Annotated in this window: 17 protein-coding genes; 9 read left to right on the top strand and 8 right to left on the bottom strand. The window is 64.5% G+C overall.

Features of this window, described 5'->3' with window-relative positions; all coding sequences use genetic code 11:
• Positions 1-22: 22 nt before the first annotated feature.
• Positions 23-1075 (top strand): permease, encoded by a 1053-nt coding sequence (locus tag LDZ27_RS18050; protein ID WP_244817322.1) that lies wholly within the window; start codon positions 23-25, stop codon positions 1073-1075.
• 28 nt (positions 1076-1103) lie between these two features.
• On the opposite strand, the gene LDZ27_RS18045 is transcribed toward LDZ27_RS18050, so the two are convergent.
• From LDZ27_RS18045 to LDZ27_RS18035, 3 genes are read right to left on the bottom strand one after another with little or no spacing between them, the layout of a single operon-like run.
• Complete coding sequence (locus LDZ27_RS18045; RefSeq protein WP_244816251.1) at positions 1104-1265, bottom strand: hypothetical protein; 162 nt, start codon at positions 1263-1265, stop codon at positions 1104-1106.
• Positions 1243-2244: a cytochrome d ubiquinol oxidase subunit II gene (cydB, locus tag LDZ27_RS18040; RefSeq protein WP_244816250.1), complete on the bottom strand. Its 1002-nt coding sequence runs from the start codon at positions 2242-2244 to the stop codon at positions 1243-1245. The genes LDZ27_RS18045 and cydB overlap by 23 nt, the downstream gene beginning before the upstream one ends.
• A gap of 4 nt (positions 2245-2248) precedes the next feature.
• Positions 2249-3667, bottom strand: a complete 1419-nt coding sequence (locus tag LDZ27_RS18035) for a cytochrome ubiquinol oxidase subunit I (RefSeq protein WP_244816249.1) — start codon at positions 3665-3667, stop codon at positions 2249-2251.
• Between the two features lie 380 nt (positions 3668-4047).
• Here LDZ27_RS18035 and LDZ27_RS18030 point away from each other — a divergent pair, with 380 nt between their 5' ends.
• Together LDZ27_RS18030 and LDZ27_RS18025 are read left to right on the top strand one after the other, a co-directional pair.
• Positions 4048-4920 (top strand): neutral zinc metallopeptidase, encoded by an 873-nt coding sequence (locus LDZ27_RS18030; RefSeq protein ID WP_244816248.1) that lies wholly within the window; start codon positions 4048-4050, stop codon positions 4918-4920.
• 193 nt (positions 4921-5113) lie between these two features.
• Entirely contained in the window at positions 5114-6016 is a 903-nt protein-coding gene (locus tag LDZ27_RS18025; RefSeq protein ID WP_244816247.1) for a flagellar brake protein, read from the top strand.
• 31 nt (positions 6017-6047) lie between these two features.
• On the opposite strand, the gene LDZ27_RS18020 is transcribed toward LDZ27_RS18025, so the two are convergent.
• Both LDZ27_RS18020 and LDZ27_RS18015 read right to left on the bottom strand, forming a co-directional pair.
• Positions 6048-6701, bottom strand: coding sequence for a DsbA family protein (locus LDZ27_RS18020; protein WP_244816246.1), 654 nt, complete (start codon positions 6699-6701; stop codon positions 6048-6050).
• Between the two features lie 99 nt (positions 6702-6800).
• Positions 6801-8141, bottom strand: a complete 1341-nt coding sequence (locus LDZ27_RS18015; RefSeq protein ID WP_244816245.1) for an FAD-binding oxidoreductase — start codon at positions 8139-8141, stop codon at positions 6801-6803.
• A gap of 262 nt (positions 8142-8403) precedes the next feature.
• On the opposite strand from LDZ27_RS18015, the gene LDZ27_RS18010 reads away from it, so the two are divergent.
• From LDZ27_RS18010 to LDZ27_RS17995, 4 genes are all read left to right on the top strand, one after another.
• Positions 8404-8835, top strand: a complete 432-nt coding sequence (locus LDZ27_RS18010) for an OsmC family protein (protein ID WP_244816244.1) — start codon at positions 8404-8406, stop codon at positions 8833-8835.
• 176 nt (positions 8836-9011) lie between these two features.
• Positions 9012-10118, top strand: coding sequence for a calcium:proton antiporter (locus tag LDZ27_RS18005; protein WP_244816243.1), 1107 nt, complete (start codon positions 9012-9014; stop codon positions 10116-10118).
• A gap of 108 nt (positions 10119-10226) precedes the next feature.
• A complete protein-coding gene (locus LDZ27_RS18000) occupies positions 10227-11036 on the top strand; it encodes an ABC transporter substrate-binding protein (protein WP_370653409.1) in 810 nt (269 codons plus the stop codon).
• Positions 11037-11249: 213 nt separating this feature from the next.
• A complete protein-coding gene (locus tag LDZ27_RS17995; protein ID WP_244816242.1) occupies positions 11250-11399 on the top strand; it encodes a hypothetical protein in 150 nt (49 codons plus the stop codon).
• 125 nt (positions 11400-11524) lie between these two features.
• On the opposite strand, the gene LDZ27_RS17990 is transcribed toward LDZ27_RS17995, so the two are convergent.
• From LDZ27_RS17990 to LDZ27_RS17980, 3 genes are all read right to left on the bottom strand, one after another.
• Positions 11525-12925: an NCS2 family permease gene (locus LDZ27_RS17990; protein WP_244816241.1), complete on the bottom strand. Its 1401-nt coding sequence runs from the start codon at positions 12923-12925 to the stop codon at positions 11525-11527.
• 325 nt (positions 12926-13250) lie between these two features.
• Entirely contained in the window at positions 13251-14978 is a 1728-nt protein-coding gene (ggt, locus tag LDZ27_RS17985; protein WP_370653408.1) for a gamma-glutamyltransferase, read from the bottom strand.
• Positions 14979-15032: 54 nt separating this feature from the next.
• Positions 15033-15794, bottom strand: a complete 762-nt coding sequence (locus LDZ27_RS17980; protein ID WP_244816239.1) for an SDR family NAD(P)-dependent oxidoreductase — start codon at positions 15792-15794, stop codon at positions 15033-15035.
• 180 nt (positions 15795-15974) lie between these two features.
• Here LDZ27_RS17980 and LDZ27_RS17975 point away from each other — a divergent pair, with 180 nt between their 5' ends.
• A complete protein-coding gene (locus tag LDZ27_RS17975) occupies positions 15975-16448 on the top strand; it encodes a VOC family protein (RefSeq protein ID WP_244816238.1) in 474 nt (157 codons plus the stop codon).
• A gap of 319 nt (positions 16449-16767) precedes the next feature.
• Complete coding sequence (locus LDZ27_RS17970) at positions 16768-18378, top strand: peptide ABC transporter substrate-binding protein (RefSeq protein WP_244816237.1); 1611 nt, start codon at positions 16768-16770, stop codon at positions 18376-18378.
• The last annotated feature ends 7 nt before the right edge of the window (positions 18379-18385 follow it).

Genomic DNA, 18385 nt, shown 5'->3' with positions numbered 1-18385 from the left:
TTTTTATCTCAAACAACAAACGATTATGACCACGCTTCGACAACCTCGCGTCGCGCTCGGCTGGATGGTGTTCCTGCTCATCGCCGTCGCGGGCCTCTTCTACGTCAAATGGTTCCCGTACTACAACCGCGCGTTTGTCGCGGCGAGCCAGCATTCGATCGGCAAGTCGATTTTGATGGGCGCCGCCGCGCGCGCGCCCGAGCCGTCCTGGCAAGCCGCGCTCGACTACGCGATGGCCTACGGCAAGGCGATCTGGCAGGCAATGGTCCTTGGCCTTCTGCTCGGCTCGGCGGTGCAGGCGCTCATTCCGCCGCGCTGGGTCGCGCGCTCCCTCGGCGAGCATGGGTTCGGAAGCGTGGTGAACGGCGGGTTGATGTCGCTGCCCGGCATGATGTGCACGTGCTGCGCCGCGCCGGTCGTCGCGGGCTTGCGTGCGCGTCAGGCGGCGCCGGGCGCGGCCATCGCGTTCTGGCTCGGCAATACGGTGCTCAATCCCGCCGCGCTGGTGTTCATGGGCTTCGTGCTCGGCTGGCAATGGACCGGCCTGCGTCTCGTGCTGGGCGCGCTGATGGTCTTCGGGCTCGGCTACGTGGTGAATCGCATGGTGACGCCCGCGCAGGCGGCGGCATCGCGCGAGGCGCTCGCGAAACTCATCGACGAGGACGAGCCGGGCACCGCGTTCTCGCGCTGGATCAAGATTCTCGGCCGCATGACGCTGCGCCTCGTGCCGGAGTACATCGTGCTCGTGCTGCTGCTCGGCGCGGCGCGCGCGTGGCTCTTTCCGCACATCGGGCCGGATATCGACAATGGCGTGCTGTGGATTATCGCGTTCGCGGTGGCCGGCATGCTTTTCGTGATTCCGACGGCCGGCGAAGTGCCGATCATCCAGGCGATGCTTTCGCTCGGCATGGCGGCCGGTCCGGCGGGCGCGCTTCTGATGACGCTGCCGCCCGTCAGCGTGCCGTCGCTCGCGATGCTCGCACGGTCGTTCCCGGCGAAGGTGCTGACGTTCGTCGCGCTGGCGGTCGTGGTGTTCGGGATACTCGGCGGCGCGATTGCGGCCGCGTTCTTCTGACGTCGTCGAAAAGCGCGGCGCGCTGCGGTCAATGAATCGCAGTGCCGAGGCGGATCAACAGCTTGAACGGCAGCGCGAGCAGCATCGCGCCGCCGACGCCCGCCATCCACAGCGCGACGAACCAGAACAGCTTCTTCGCGCGCGACATTGCCGGCGAGCCGCTTCGCTCAGTGATAGTGATGTTCGCCATGACGCACCTTTCCTCTGAAAATCCAATAGCCGAGCGTCGTGTACGCGACGATCACCGGCAGAATCACGGCCGCGCCGACGATCGTGAATAGCTGGCTCGAGCGCGGCGCGGCGGCATCCCAGATCGAAACGCCGGGGAAAATGTCGTGCGGCGAAATGCTCGCGACCAGTCCCGCATAGCCGAGCAGCACGAAGCCGAGCGCCATCGCGAACGGGCGCTTCTCGTGGCGCGACGCGATCGAGCGGCGCATCGCCCAGGCGCACGCGGCGACGAGCGCCGGCACGGGCAGCATCCGATAAAACAGCGGCGAATCGAACCAGCGCGAGGCGATGCCCGCAACGCCAAGCGGCGTCCACACGCTGACGACGGCAATCGTCGCGAGTTGCAGAAGCGTGAGCGGCCACACGACGCGATACATGCGCCGCTGCAGGTCGCCTTCCGTTTTCGCGATCAACCAGCACGCGCCGAGCAGCGCATACGTGACGACGAGCGCGCCCCCCGTGAACATCGAAAATGGCGTGAACCAGCCGAAGGCGTCGCCGGAGAAGCGGCCGTCCGCGACCGGAATGCCGTCGAGAAACGCGCCGAGCGCGACGCCCTGGAAGAAGGTCGCGCCCGCCGATCCGCCGATGAACGCGAGATCCCATAGATGCTTCGTGCGCTGCGCCTTCGCGCGAATCTCGAACGAGACGCCGCGAAAAATCAGGCAGACGAGCATCAGCACGAGCGGCAGATAAAGCGCCGAAAGCACGGTGGAATAGACCATCGGAAAGGCGGCGAAAAGTCCCGCGCCGCCGAGCACGAGCCACGTTTCGTTGCCGTCCCAGACAGGCGCGACGGTGTTCATCATCACGTCGCGGTCATGCTGATCGGGAAAGAACGGAAAGAGAATGCCGATGCCGAGGTCGAAGCCGTCCAGCACGACGTACATGAGCAGGCCCAACGCAATGTTCGCGGCCCAGGCGAGTGTGAGGTCCATGTTCTTACGCTCCTTCGATGGACTGGTGCGGCAGGCTCATCGGCCGGCGCGCGGTGCCGTCAGCCGATGTTGGCGCGTGCGTATGCGTATGCGTGGGCGTTCCCGGCAGCGCCGGCCCTTCGCGCAATAGCTTGAGCATGTAGTAGATGCCCGTTCCGAAAACGATGGTGTAGACGATGACGAACGCAAGCAGCGACACGCCCACTTGCTGCGCGGTCACGGGCGATACGGCATCGGCGGTGCGCATCACGCCATAGACCACCCACGGCTGGCGGCCCGCTTCGGTCGTCACCCAACCGGCGAGCAGCGTGACGAAGCCGCTCGGACCCATCGCGAGTGCGAAGCGATGAAACCAGCGCGCTTCGAAAAGCCTGCGCTTGCGATGCAGCAGCCACGCCGCCATCGACATCAGAATCATCAGCACGCCCAGGCCCGCCATCACGCGAAAGCTCCAGAACACGAGCGTCGAATTCGGGCGCTCGTCCTTCGGGAACGACTTGAGGCCGCGAATCTCGCCGTTCCAGCTATGCGTGAGGATCAGGCTGCCGAGATGCGGAATCTGCACCGCGTACTTCGTCGTTTCGGCCTGCATGTCCGGAATGCCGAAGAGGTTGAGCGCGGTCCCGCCTTTCTCGGTGTCCCAGATGCCTTCGATCGCCGCGATCTTCGCCGGCTGATGCTCGCGCGTGTTGAGGCCGTGCGCGTCGCCGACGATCGCCTGAATCGGCGCGAGCGCGAGCAGCAGCCAGAGCGCCATCGAGAAGGTCTTTTTGATCGCGGGATCGCGCCGGCCTTTCAGCAGATGCCACGCGCCCGTCGCGGCCACGACGAGCGCCGCGACGATGAATGCGGCAATCGCCATGTGCGCGAGGCGGTACGGGAACGACGGATTGAAGATGATCGCAAACCAGTCGACGGGAACGACGTGATCGCCTTCGATGCGAAAGCCTTGCGGCGTCTGCATCCAGCTATTCGACGCGAGAATCCAGAAGGTCGAGATGAGCGTGCCGATGGCGACCATCAGCGTCGCGCCGAAATGCGCCTTCGGGCCGACCTTGTTCCAGCCGAAGAGCATGATGCCGAGAAAACCCGCCTCGAGGAAAAACGCGGTCATCACTTCGTAGGTCAGAAGCGGGCCAGTGACCGGGCCGGCGAAGCTGGAGAAGCCGCCCCAGTTCGTCCCGAACTCGTAGGCCATGACGACGCCGGAGACGACGCCCATCCCGAAGGCGACGGCAAATACCTTCGACCAGAAAAGACACAACTCCTTGTAGACCGGCTTGCCGGTTTTGAGCCATGCGCCTTCGAGCACGGCGATGAAGCTCGCGAGGCCGATGGAAAGCGCCGGAAAGATGATGTGAAACGAGACGGTGAACGCGAACTGAATCCGCGCTAGATCGAGTGCTTCGGGAGTCGAATGCATGATGACTGTGTCTGTGTCGACGAGGCCGGGCCGGTCCTCGGATGATGAAAGTCGAATGGAGTCGGATAACGGGGCGCAGCTTAGCGCCGATTCTTGCGATGTGTTGCGCTGCGTCAGCGAACACGCGTTGTGCGCAAATGCCGCAGTTCTGCGGTTTGCGCGTGCGTTAACCCCTTGTTCCACCGAATCTTTTGGGACGCTGAGCCGGCGCGACGATAGAAAGCCGCAGCGTCTTTTTCGCGACAATCGACCGCACTGCACTACCCGCGGGAGCGCAAACGAACTTTGACCGATGCCTACCGGCGAGACCGGCGCGGACGCGGGTACGATAATCGCTTTTCAGTGCAGCGCATGACGCGCGGACAGAACGGAGAACCAATATGCGCCTCGATGATGAAGCGGAAAGTCAAAACGTCGAAGACCGGCGTGGCTCGGGCGGAATTAGCATCGGTGGGGGATCGATCGGGATCGGCACCATCGTCGTTGCGCTCGCGGCATCGTACTTTTTCGGCATCAATCCGATGACGATCATCAACGGCGCGCAAGTGCTGCACGGCAATGCGCCGCAGCAGCAAGCCGCGCCCAGCAACGCGCCGCCGGCCAACGATTCCGGCGCGGTCTTCGTGCGGCGCGTGCTCGGCAACACCGAGCGGACGTGGGAGCACATCTTCCGCACCCAGTTCAACCAGGATTACCCGGCGCCGAAGCTCGTGCTCTTCTCGGGCGGCACGCAAACGGGCTGCGGCATGGGCGAATCGGCGATGGGACCGTTCTACTGTCCCGCCGATCGCAAGGTGTACATCGATCTCTCGTTCTATCGCGAACTGCGCGACCGCTTCGGCGCGGGCGGCGACTTCGCGCAGGCGTATGTGATCGCGCATGAAGTCGGGCATCACGTCCAGAACGTGCTCGGCATCTCCGACAAGGTGGATCGCGCGCGCTCGCGGATGGCGCCCGCGCAGGCGAACGCCCTTTCGGTGCGCGTCGAGTTGCAGGCCGACTGTTTTGCCGGCGTGTGGGCGGCAGTCGCCCAGCGCGACAACGCGAAGCTGATCGAGCCCGGCGACTTCGAACAAGGGTTGAATGCGGCAGGCGCTATAGGTGACGACCGCTTACAGCAACAGACGCAAGGGCGTGTGGTGCCCGAAGCGTTCACGCACGGAACGAGCGCGCAGCGTCAGCGCTGGCTGCGGCGGGGGTTGTCGAGTGGCGATATTCGTCAGTGCGATACGTTTTCGGCGCAAACGCTGTAGCTTGTCGCGGCTTTTACGCGCACGGGCGAGGCGCAACGCGTGAAACTTTTTGCGCATAACACTTCGCCCAAGTCAAAGCGACCGAACAGCGACATTTCGGGGATGCAAAAACGTAAATGTTTCCGAAAAGGGGCTTGACGCCAGGCCACTGAACACCGACGATTGCACCAAACAGTTAAGAATCGTCTGAACAATGACTGAAGTATCCGTCTCGCTACAGCCGCCGGCCCTCGTTCGTCTTCATTCCGCCGATATTCCTCTCGACACGCCGCTCGACGCGCCGATTCTCGGCGCAGACGGCGCCGTGCTCTTCGACACGGGCATGACCGTCCCGGACGATGCCGTGCGCGATTTCCTCTTTCATCACTTCGAGCCGCATCGGGCGTCGGGGCAGGCCGCCGTGGTCGAGCCGCGTGACGACGCGAGCCCTGACGGACCGCCGTCGCTCGACGACATCGGGCTCGTCATCGGCGGGCGAGTCGGCTTGCGTGGCAGCGGCGGTCTCGGCCCGGTCATGTACGCGAGCCGCGTCATCGGTTTTTCGAATCCGCGCCGCAACGGTGAGCGCTCGCTCTTCGTCACTCAGCCGTTGATGACCGGCTTCGCGCCGCTCGAACTGACGCGCGGCGAACTGCTCGATCTCGTCGCGCTGACGAATCGCGGCGTGTTCCGCTTTGCCTGCACCGTCGATGCCGTATGCCGCGAGCCGTTCAACTATGCGGTGCTGTCCGCGCCGGGCGCAATCCGCCGGCTGCGCGCGCGCAAATTCGCGCGCATGCCGACGCGGCTGCCGGTGCGTTTCGCGGTCGAACGTGACCGTCACGCGCCGCTGCAATTCGGCCGCGTGAGCGATATCAGTCCGTATGGGATGTCGTTGACGGCGCCCCGCCCGACGGCGCTCGCCGGCGACCGCCTGCGGCTGTCGTTTCGCTTCAGCACGGATGGCGTGGACGTGGACATCGACGCGTTCGCCGTCGTGCGTCATGTCGGCGCCGAGGAGCCCGGCGGCGCGGGCATCGCCTATGGACTGGAGTTCGAGACGTTGCGGCCGTCCGAGCGCATCGCGCTGAAGTCGTTCATGGCGGAGCACAGCTAGTACGAGCGCCCGCGCCAGCCGTGGGGCGGAATCAACTGCCCGGAAAGCCGTCCGGAAAGAGCCGTTCGATCGCCGCCTCGAAATGCTGAACCGGCGCCGCGCCACGCAGCGCGATGGGCGGCGGCGGTTCCTTGCCGGGCGCGGCTTCACGCGAAAGCACGGCGAACGGCACGCCGCTCACGCCGAGCTTCTTCGCGAATTCTTCGTCCTCGATGACGAGATCGGTGTACGTGCCGTCATCGAGCGATTCTTCGAGCAGTTCCGGATCGACGCCGCAGGTCGCGGCAATGTCGATGAGCGCGTCCGGATCGCCGATATCGATGCCTTCCTCGAAATACGCCTTGAAGATCGCGCGATGAACGGCGTCGTGGCGGCCCGATTCGCGCGCGAAAAGCGCCGTTTCCAACGCCTTGCGGCTGCGCGGCGCAACCGGCGGCAGGCGCATGAGAAGCCCGCGCTCGTCGGCAAGCGGACGCACCGACTTTTCCCAAGCTTCGGCGATCTGGTCGCTTTTCGGATCGAGCAGCGGCGCAGGTTCGGGGCGCAATTCGAACGCGTGCCAGCGAATCTCGACGGCGTCCCCGTAAGCGTTGCGCAACTGGTCGAGCACCGGCGTTTCGAGATAGCAGAACGGGCACACAAAATCGGACCAGACATCGACAAAAAGAAGGGGCGTGGATGCCATGACAAGCCTCGAAAACAAAGGGTTTCATCGGCTGCGCGCGAGAGGCGTCAGCCGCAAAACCGGTATGTTAGCGCGTGGCGCTTGCGGCTACTTCGAGCGTCAGAATCCGCCGTCGATCTCGATCTTGGTGCCGTCGAAAAAGCGCGAGAGACGAAACGCGTGAGGATCGACGAGCGGCGTATCGTTCGCGACGAGGTCGGCCATCAGCTTGCCCGCACCGGGCCCGATGCCGAAGCCGTGGCCAGAAAATCCCGTTGCGATGAAAAGTCCCGGCACGCGCTCGACGCCGCCGATGACCGGCACGGCGTCGGGCGTTACGTCGATGTAACCGGCCCACGCCTGTTCGACCGTGAGATGGGCGAGCGCGGGAAAGATCGAGCGGAATTCGTCGAGCGCCGTCTGGTTGAACGCTTCGACGGGCGCGGGGTCCAGCGTGCGCACGGTCTCGAAGACGGTCGGCTGGTCGAGCGGCCAGCGGCGCGGGCGGCGCAGTTCCTCGAAGAACCGCGCGTTGAGACTGAGCTTGATGGACCCCAACTGGCTTTTGAGCGCGGGCAGGAACTTGACGAAGAGGCGAAAGCTGTCGGGCGTGATGTCGCTATAACTGCGAAACGCGTTCGCGATCGAATAGCCGCCGTCGAGCCGCTTGCGATAACCCAGCGCGTGGTTGCACGCGCTGACTTCGGGGCCATCCGGAAGCGGCGCGGTGCGCACGACCGACGAGCGCACCATCAATTGCGGCACGTCCACGCCGAGGTTGCCCGCGAAAAGCCGCGTCCATGCGCCGCCCGCGATCACGACGCTGTCGCAGCGAATCCGCCCGTATTCGGTGACGACGCCGCTCACCGCGCCGCCGCTCGTTTCGACGCCGCGCACCGCGCACGGCATCGCGATCTTCACGCCGCGCGCGCGCAACGCCGCCGCCATCGCGGGCACGGCGCGCTGCGGCTCGGCGCGGCCATCGCTCGGCGTGTAGATACCGCCCGCGAAGCGGCGCGCCGCGCCCGGCATCAACGCGGCCGTCTCCTCGGGCGACACGATGCGCGAATCGAGCGCGCCGCGCCCGACTTTCGCGACCGCGCGCGCGAGCCAGGCTTCGTGATCGGCGAGGGCTTGGCTGTCGTCGGCGGCGTAGAGGATGCCGCACTCGCGATAGCCGCTGTCGATGCCCATCTCGGCATCGATGCGCCGCCAGAGCTTGAGGCTTTCGAGGCTCAATTCGAGTTCGCGCAGATCGCGATGCGTCGCGCGGCACCAGCCCCAGTTGCGGCTCGACTGCTCGCCCGCGACGTGCCCTTTCTCGCAGACGGCGACCGTCAGCCCTTTTTCCGCGAGAAAACGCGCCGTGCTGATCCCGATGACGCCGCCGCCCACGACGACCACGTCGACGCGTTCCGGCAAGTCACGGTCTTCCGCGATGCGTTCGGTCGGCGGTCCCATGCTGTGTCGTCCATTGAAGTGAGGAAGGGCCAAGCATGCTAAGGGAATCGGCGGCGGTTGGCCACCTGGACAAAAGTGGCGCTCTGCGCGCTCCCTGCGCCGCCAGCCCCGATCCGCTACGATGAACGCGATGCCTCGCGCGCACTGCCGCGCGATGCGTCCACCGACGCGCGTCATCGAGACCGGCGCGGTGCGCCCGTGCATCGGAATGCGGGCGCGAAACCGGTCAACGCAATTCCACGCATCTACATGGAGAACTCTCGTGCAAAAGACTGCATCGGCAAAATGGAGCGGCGGCATCAAGGATGGCAAGGGTTTCATCTCGACGCAAACCGGCGTGCTCAACGACGCGCCTTATGGTTTCAAGTCGCGTTTCGAGGAAGGTCCGGGCACGAACCCCGAGGAACTGATCGGCGCCGCTCATGCGGGCTGCTTCACGATGGCGCTTTCCCTCCAACTCGAGCAGGCGGGCATGAAGGCCGAAAGCCTCGAAACGAAATCGACGGTCACGCTGGAAAAGGACGGCGAGGGCTTCTCGATCACCGCGTGCCAGCTCGACCTGAAGGCGAAGATTCCCGGCGCGGACCAGGCCGCGTTCGACAAGGCCGCGCAGGCGGCGAAGGAAGGCTGCCCGGTTTCGAAGCTCTTCGCGGGCAACGCGAAGATCACGCTCAACGCGGAACTCGTGTCGTAAGCGTTCGACGATCGCGGCTAAAAACGGACGGTGCATGCCGTCCGTTTTTTTTGCCGCGACAGTCAGCGTGCGTGCGCGCGCAGGTAAGCCATTTCAGCGCGCCGCCGGCGCTATCATCGCGGAAGCCGAATCGCCATGACCCGACGACCCACCGACCCGATCCGCCCGGAGCGCCGATGAAAAACAAGCTGAACTGGACCACCCTGACGCCGATCCTCGCAATCGTCGTGCTGGCGTGCGCCGCGTTGATCCACGGCGCGGTGTTGACGGTGCTCGCCGCGATCGCGCTCGCGTTCGCGGTCTTCGCGGCGGTGCATCACGCGGAAGTCGTGGCGCATCGCGTCGGCGAGCCGTTCGGCACGCTGGTGCTCGCCGTTGCGGTGACGGTGATCGAAGTTGCGCTGATCGTCTCCGTGATGCTGTCGGGCGGTCCGGAGAAGGCGGGCTTGCCGCGCGATACGGTGTTCGCCGCGATCATGATCTGCAGCAGCGGCATCGTCGGGCTGTGTCTTCTGGTGGGCGGCTTGCGGCATCACGTTCAGGACTTCCAGTTGCAGGGCGCGAGCGCCGCGCTTGCCACGCTTTGCGCTCTGTCCGTGCTCACGCTCGTGCTGCCGAATTTCACGAGCACGGTGGTGGGACCGGCGTTGTCGACGTCGCAGCTCGTGTTCGTGGGCGTCGTTTCGCTCGTGCTGTATGTCGTCTTCGTGTTCGTGCAGACGATTCGTCACCGCGATTACTTTCTTGCGCCGACGCCCCGCGCGGTGGCGAACCCGACGCCATCCGACGACGATGCGCACGGCGCGCCGCACGCGCCGCCGCCCAGCAACGGCGAAGCGTGGTTCGCGCTCGCGCTATTGCTGCTGTCGCTCGTCGCGGTGGTCGGGCTGGCGAAGCTGCTTTCGCCGACGGTCGAAGCGGGCGTGGCCGCGGCGGGCGCGCCCGAAGCGGTGGTGGGCGTGGTGATCGCCGCGCTGGTGCTGCTTCCCGAAGGGCTGGCGGCGTTGCGCGCGGCGCGGCTGGATCGGCTCCAGACGAGCCTGAATCTCGCGCTCGGCTCGGCGCTCGCGAGCATCGGGCTGACGATTCCCACCGTCGCGCTCGTGTCGATCGGCATGGCGCAGCCCATCTCGCTCGGCCTCGCGCCCAAGGAAATCACGATGCTCGCGCTCACGCTGCTCGTCTCCGTTATCACGCTCGGCACCGGGCGCTCGACAGTGCTGCAAGGCGTCGTGCATCTCGTCATCTTCGCGACGTTCCTGTTCCTTTCCGTCGTCCCGTAAATCCTGCGCGGTTTGCTAACATCAGGGTTTTCCCTTGCGCGCCGGTCACGCGGTCTCGTTACGCGTGCGCGGCGCGCCTGCAATCACCGCAAGTCACGAAGGATTGGAATGTCGCACAAGAAGTCCGTCAGCAAGTCCGCATCGTTCGCCCTGCGCGCGATGCTCGCCGCACTCGCCGTCACCTCGTTCTCCGCTCACGCGCGAGACATCACGCAAATCCGCTTCGCCGTCGATCCTTCGTATCCGCCGTTCGAATCGAAGCAGGCGGACGGCAAGCTCGTCGGTTTCGACATCGATCTCGGCAATGCGCTCTGCGCGCAGATGAAGGCCAAGTGCGTGTGGGTCGAGAATAGCTTCGACGGCATGATTCCCGGCCTGAAGGCCCGCAAATTCGACGCCGTGCTTTCCGACATGGGCATCACCGAAGAGCGCCTGAAGCAGATCGACTTCACGAAGCCGCTCTATAACACGCACGCGCAGCTCGTCGCGCGCGCGGACTCCCATCTCTTGCCGACGCCGCAGGCGCTCAAGGGCAAGCGCGTCGGCGTGGAGCAGGGCACGGTGCAGGAACGCTATGCCAAGGCGAAGTGGGAGCCGCAGGGCGTAACCATCGTGGCTTACGGCGACGAGGAACAGGTCGAGGGTGATCTGGTCGCGGGCCGCATCGACGCCATGTTCACCGACGCCGCGCAAGCCGCCATCGGCTTTCTGAAAAAGCCGCAGGGCAAGCCGTTCGCGCTCGTGGGGCCGATCGTCGAGGACAAGGCGATCATCGGTCCGGGCACGGCGATCGGCTTGCGCAAGGGCGACGCCGATCTGCAGAAGGGCCTGGATCAGGCGTTCGACGCGATCCAGAAGGACGGCACATTCAAGCGCATCATGGCGAAGTACTTCGAGACGGACGTTTCCATCCGGTAAGCCGCCGCGCAACCGTCCTGTTTCGTCGAAAGGCACCGCTCGCGGTGCCTTTTTTAATCAGGGCGAGCAAGCGCATCGCGCCAGCGTCGAAATCGGAAAAAACGACAGCGAGCGTGTCGCAGAAATGTTGCATCTTTTTAAGATTTGGTTGCAATGCAGCATGAAAAGCGTATAGTAGGGTTATCCCCTAGCTAGTTACCCTGAGAGACACTCATGAAGACCACCACTCAACAATCTGTTCTCGTTTCGTTCGGTTCGTGGGTGCGCGCAGCGAAGGCTGTCGTGCGTCGCGAGTGGAATCGCGCGCTGCAACTGCATCTGCAAAACTGCGAGATCATGGTTGAAGCGTATCGCCGTAAGTAAGACGGATTCAGCCAGACGCCCGGTCAAAGCGCATTCGCATTGAGACAAAGCCCCCGGAAGCAACAGCTTCCGGGGGCTTTGTCGTCTGGACGTCGCGCAAGCGCGTTTTCAGCGATCGAACCGCGTCAGATCGCCCAGCCGCCGAGATAGAACACCGCCAGCACGACCGCGATCGCCACCGTGCCCACGTTCAGCTTGCGGATCTCGCCCGCGACGATCCGGCCGATCACCAGCGTGCAGAACCCCAGCATGATGCCCGTCACGATGTTCGCCGTCAGCACGATGAACACCGCGCAGACGAGGCCGGACATCGTGTCGACGGTGTCGTCCATATGCAATTTGCTGACGTTGCCGAGCATCAGCAGGCCGACGTACATGAGCGCCGGCGCGGTCGCGTAGGAGGGCACGAGGCCCGCGAGCGGCGACAGGAACATCACGGCGAGAAACAGCGCGCCGACGACGCTCGCCGCGAGACCGGTCTTCGCGCCCGCCGCGACGCCCACCGACGATTCGATGTAAGCCGCCGCCGGCGCGCCGCCAAAGCACGCCGAGAAAATGGAACTGAGCGAATCGGCCGTCAGCGCGCGGCCGCCGTTGACGATGCGCCCGTTCGCGTCGATCTGGCCCGCCTGCCCCGCGACGGCGCGGATCGTGCCGGTGGCGTCGAACACGGCGGTCATCACGAGCGCCAGCACGCTCGGCAGCACCGCCATCGACAGCGCGCCCTTGATGTCCATTGCGCCGATCAGCGACGCGTGGCCCGGCGCGGACAACGCCGGCCACGCGAAGACGCCGTGATAGCGCACGGACGGATCGAAGACGAGCCCGATCGCCGACAGTCCGATCACCACGAGCAAGATGCCGCCCGGCACGCGCCGGCGCTCCAGTCCGAAGATGGCAGCGAGACCGAGCACGGACATCAGCACCGGAAACGCCGTGATGTGCCCGAGCGAAACCGGCATGCCGGGCGCGGGATTCTTGACGATCAGCCCGACATCGTTCGATGCGATCAGCAGCAGAAACAGCCCGATGCCGATGCCCGTGCCGTGCGCCACGCCCGTCGGCAGATTACGCAGAATCCACGAGCGCACGCCGGTCACGGAGATCGCCGTGAAAACCACGCCCATGAGAAACACCGCGCCGAGCGCGATGGCGGGCGACAGCCCCTTGCCCAGCACGAGTCCGAACGCGGTGAACGCCGTGAGCGAAATCGCGCAGCCGATGGCGATCGGCAGGCGCGCCCACACGCCCATCAGGAGCGAGCCGAACGCCGTCGTGAGACACACGGCGACGAACACCGCGCTCGTGTCGAACCCCGCCTTGCCGAGCATGCCCGGCACGACGAAGACGGAATAGACCATCGCGAGGAAGGTCGTCACGCCCGCGACGACTTCGCGTTTCTGCGTACTGCCGGCTCTGGAAATGCCGAAATAGCGATCGAGAAAGCCGCCGCCGGCGCGCTCGACGCGCACCTCGGATTCGGCGGAAGGGATATCGCCAAGCTGCTGCGCGGGGGATTCCAACATGAGCTGCTCCTTTATCAGCACGCTGAAACGGACAGCCGTGCGCGCGTCGATGCGTGCTGCGGGTCCGTCGTCAGGGTCGTCTCGTATATATGTTCTGGATGGCGCCGGGTGCGTCGCGCGATTCGGGAAGAAGCTGCACTCGGTCAGGACAGAGACTAGGGGAAGGAAACGCGGGGTCCAATCCCGCGAAAAACATGCCGCTCATGCCAACATTCTTATATTTCTGAGAATCCACGCGGCGCGGGCTTAGGAGCGGACGCTGCGAAAGCCGGACTAGGGCAAACGCCTAGTCCGGCAGCGAGCAGTCATCCGGCGCGCGGGCGCTTCACTGAATGACGCGCGATACGCCGCGTCCGCGCGGATCGGACATCGGCTCGGGCGTTTCGCCGTTGATGCGGATCGCCTGGATGTCGCCGTTGAAGCCCTGCATCGTGAACGTGTAGCCCTTCGCTTCGAGCGCCTTCACGACATCCGGATCGAGCTGGTGATACGGCTCCTGGTAGATCGTGTTCGGCGGCAGCAACTGATGATGAAAGCGCGTTGCGCCGACGGCTTCCGGCAGCGGCATCTCGAAGTCGTACACGTTCGAGAGCACCTGGAAGATCGACGTGAAGATGCGCGAGCCGCCCGGCGTGCCGATCACCATCGCGACCTGGTCGTCCTTCGTGAGGATGGTCGGCGTCATCGACGAGAGCGGGCGCTTCTTCGGCGCGATGGCGTTCGCATCGCTGCCGACCACGCCGAACATGTTCGCGACGCCCGGCTTCGCGGAGAAGTCGTCCATTTCGTCGTTCAACACGATGCCCGTGCCTTCAGCGACCACGCCCGAGCCGAAATAGCCGTTGATCGTGTACGTGTTCGACACTGCGTTGCCCCACTTGTCGACGACCGAAAAGTGCGTGGTTTCGGCCTTCTCCGGCATCGACGTGCCGAGGCCCGGCTGCACGCTCTTCGTGTCGGACGGCACATCGGGATTCACTTCCTGCGCGCGCTTGAGGATGTAGTCGTCGTCGATCAGTTGCGCGACGGGCACCTTGTAGAAGTCCGGATCGCCGAGATACTGCGCGCGGTCGGCGAACACGCGTTTTTCGATTTCCGCGACGAGGTGAATGTACTGCGCGGAGTCGAGCGGCACGCCGTCGAACTTGTCCTTGAGATCGGCTTTCATCTTCAGCAACTGGACGAGGCCGACGCCGCCCGAACTCGGCGGCGGCGCGGTGATCACGCGATAGCCGTTCCAGCTCGCGACGACCGGCTGACGCCATACCGCCTTGTAGTCCGCGAGATCGCGCGCGGTGATGAGGCCGTGGCCGGTCATCGACGTCGCGATCAGTTCGGCGGTCTTGCCTTCGTAGAAGCCTTTCGCGCCCTTGTCGGCGATGCGCTGCAGCGTCTGCGCGAGATCCGGCTGCTTGAAGACCTCGCCCGCCTTCATGCTGCCGAAGTAGAGATCGAAGTTCGTCTTGCCGGCGAAGTCCTTCGATGCGCGGTCGCGCCGCTGGATGAGCTGATCGTCGACGACGAAACCGTCCTGCGCGTACTTGATCGCGGGCGCGAGCACCTGTTTCCACTTCAGCTTGCCGAAGCGCTTCTGCGCTTCCCACATGCCTTCGACGGTGCCCGGCACGCCCACCGCGCGATGCCCGTAAAGGCTCATGCCCTTGATGACTTCGCCCTTGTCGTCGAGATACATGTTGCGCGTCGCGGACATCGGCGCGCGTTCGCGATAGTCGAGGAAGTACGGCCGATGGTCCACGTAGAGCGTCATGAATCCGCCGCCGCCGATGTTGCCGGCTTCCGGATACGTGACCGCGAGCGTGAACGCGATGGCGACGGCGGCATCGACCGCGTTGCCGCCTTGCCTGAAGATCTGCGCGGCGGTGTCGGCGGCGAACTTGTCGGCGACGGCAACCGCCGAGGCAGTCAGAACCTGGGGCTGCGTGCCCGAAGTCTTTGCATACGCGGGCGACGTTTCGACGAAGCCCGCCACGCTGAACGCGGCGGCGGCAACGGCCGCGAGCGCGAGGGATCGAAAGCGATGTTGCTGGTTCAACGGCATCTCCTGCGTTCTCCTTTCTTCGACGGGAAGTCCTGGCTTATACCACGCTCAGGGCATCAACTGGCCGCCATTGACGTCGATGATCTGCCCGGTCACGTAACGCGACATCGCCTCGGACGCGAGGTACAGAAACGCGCCGCTGCAATCGTCCGGCTCGCCGACGAAGCCCATCGGAATGGCCTTGCGAAACGCGTCGAGTTGCTCCGGCGTCGTGAAGCGGTCGTGAAACGGCGTTTCGATGACGCCCGGCGCGACAGCGTTCACGCGGATGCGGTCCGCGACGAACTCCTTCGCCATGCCTTTCGTGATGGTGCTGACGAATCCCTTCGATGCGGCATACAGCAGCGCGCCCGGCCCGCCGCCGTTGCGCGCCGCCACCGAGGTCACGTTGATGATCGAGCCGCCGCCGCCCGAGCGCAGCGACGGCAGCGCGGCGCGCGTGAACGCGACGACCGAACGCGCGTTGATATGCATGATCTCGTCGAAGAGTTCGTCGCTCGCGGATTCGAGCGGCTCGCGTTTCACGAGACTGCCCGCGTTGTTGATGAGCACGTCGATCTTCCCGAACGCATCGACGGTCTGCGCGACGGCGGCGGCGATCGCGTTCGAATCGCGCACGTCCGCGTGTACGGTGATCGCCGAGACGCCGAGCGCGCGCACGTCCTTCGCAACGTCCTCCGCCTTGTCCTTCGAGTTGTTGTAGTGCACGGCGACGTTCGCGCCGTAACGCCCGAACGCGCGCGCCGCCGCCGCGCCGATGCCGGTGCTCGCGCCGGTGATCAGGACCGACTTGCCTTTGAGGTCGTGCATGAGTGCTCCGTTTCGTTCAGGGGAATGATCGAGAGTATGAAGCGATTGGTGAAATTATGTTCTTCGACGCGGCGTGCGCCGGTCAGCGCTTTACGGCGCACGGCCGGAAACGGCACCATGACGGTTGCGCCTTTTCGCAGCGCAGGCGCTCGCTAACCTTGCCTAATTCAGGAGGCAGTCATGAATGCACACGTCGATCCGATCCCCGAAGGCCGTCATGGCGTGATCCCGTATATCGCGGTGGCGGGCGGCGTCACGGCCATCGATTTCTACAAGAAGGCTTTCGGCGCGACCGAAGTCTTCAGCATGCAGGAACCGGGCGGGCGCATCGGGCATGCGGAATTGCTGATCGGCGGCAATCCGTTCTATCTGAGCGACGAGTTTCCCGAAATGGACGTGAAGGGGCCGCTCGCGGTCGGCGGCACGCCGGTCATGCTCCATCTATACGTGGAAGACGTCGATGCAGTCGTGCAACGCGCGGTAGACGAGGGCGCGACCATCCTGCGCGCGGTCGCGGACCAGTTCTACGGCGATCGCGGCGGCAAGCTGCGCGATCCGTTCGGCCATGTTTGGTGGATCGCAACTCACAAGGAGGACGTGCCGCCCGACGAGTTGCGCGCCCGCGCCGAACGGCTTTTCGGCGGCGGCGCCTGATTCTTTTCCGCTTTCTTCTCGTTTCTTCCCGCCTGTCGGCGCAGCGTCGCGGATTTCTCGCGAGACGCTGCGCTGGTCTGTTGTTCTCTTCGCCGCTTCGCGCGGTCATTCGAAAAATTTCGTCATCGGGCGAATAAGTGGTGGCGTCTGCCGTGTCCATGGGAAATACTCGCCGGCAGCCGGACGCGCACTGAATACCGCTCGTGGATGCTTGCGGCGTTCCGGCGCGCTTCGCCGCATTTCCTTAGTCGCACTAAGGACCGGCCTCCGGGACGATGCATTCACGACAAGACCAAACGAGACAGGAAAGAGGAATTCGATGAAGTCATTCGCTGCTTTTGCCACGACGGCGCTCGCGCTCGCCGCACTGTCCCATACCGCGGCGGCCGCCGTCGTGCCGCCGGGCGTCACGCTCGCCGCGAAGCAGGAACTGGTGCGCAACAACGGTTCCGAGGTCGAGACGCTCGATCCGGCGCTCGTCGAGAGCGTCGGCGCGGCGAATCTCGCGCGCGATCTTTTCGAGGGCCTGACTGCCACCAATGGCGACGGCGCGGTCGTGCCGGGCGTCGCGGAAAAGTGGGAGCAAAAAGACGCGACGACGTGGATCTTCCATCTGCGCAACAACGCGCGCTGGTCCAATGGCGAGAGCGTCACCGCGAACGACTTCGTCTACGGATGCCAGCGCTTCATCGCCCCGAAAACGGCGTCGCCGTATGCCAGCGTATTCGGGCCGTTCCTGCTGAACGGCGCGGACATCGTCGCGGGCAAGAAGCCGGTGAGCGCGCTCGGCGTGCGCGCCATTGACGCGAACACGCTCGAAGTCAAGACCGCGAGTCCCGTGCCGTTCTTGCCCGAACTGATGTCGAACGCGAACTTCGCGCCGGTGCATCGCGCGAGCGTCGAGAAGTTCGGCAAGGACTGGACCAAGCCCGGCAAGCTCGTCAGCAATGGTCCGTTCCAGTTGAAAGACTGGCAGGTCAACAGCAAGCTCGTGATCGCGAAGAACGCGACTTACTGGGACAAGGATCACGTCCAGTTGACGCAGGTGACTTATCTGCCGATCGAAGACGAAAACACCGACGTCAAGCTCTTCCAGTCCGGCGAGAACGACATGACGTATCAGTTGCCGACCGGCACCTACGCGAAATATCGCCAGCAGTTTCCGAACGACATCCGCAACTCGCTGATTCTCGGCACGCGCTACTACAGTTTCAACAACCGCGACCCGCTTTTGAAAGACGTTCGCGTGCGCAAGGCGCTTTCGATGGTGATCGACCGCGAACTGCTCGCGCAGCGCGTCACAGCCGACGGCCAGACGCCGAGCTACGGCCTGATGCCGCAGGGCGTGAGCGGCGCGGATGTGTCCAGCTACGAGTGGGCCGCCTGGCCGATGGACAAGCGCGTCGCCGAAGCGAAGAAGCTCCTGGAGCAGGCGGGCGTGAAGCCCGGCACGAAATTGCGCTTCGCGATGAACACGAGCGACTACAACAAGAAGATGGCGATCTTCATGGCGTCCGAATGGAAGACGAAGCTCGGCCTCGCGATGGACATCGAATCGATGGAGTTCAAGGTGCTGCTAAAGAAGCGCCATGACGGCGACTATCAGATCGCGCGCAACGGCTGGGTGGCGGATTACAACGACGCAACGACCTTTCTGACGCTCGTGCAGTGCAAGTCCGAACAGAACGACAACTTCAACTGCAATCCGAAAGCCGAGGCGCTCATCAAGGAAGCGGGCGAGAGCACCGATCTCGTCAAGCGCAGGCGCCTGATGACGGAAGCGGCGAAGACCGTGATGGACGACTATCCGATGCTGCCGCTGCTCCAGTACGGCTTGCCGCGCCTCGTCGGGAGCTATGTCGGCGGTTATTCCGTGAAGAATCCGATGGATCACTACGGCAGCAAGGACCTCTACATCGTCAAGCATTGACGGCAAG

The organism is Caballeronia sp. Lep1P3 (genome assembly GCF_022879595.1).
In the GTDB taxonomy this organism is placed as follows: Bacteria; Pseudomonadota; Gammaproteobacteria; order Burkholderiales; family Burkholderiaceae; genus Caballeronia.
The sequence above is the reverse complement of the archived record's forward strand: the minus strand, read 5'-3'. Positions and strand labels throughout refer to the sequence as shown.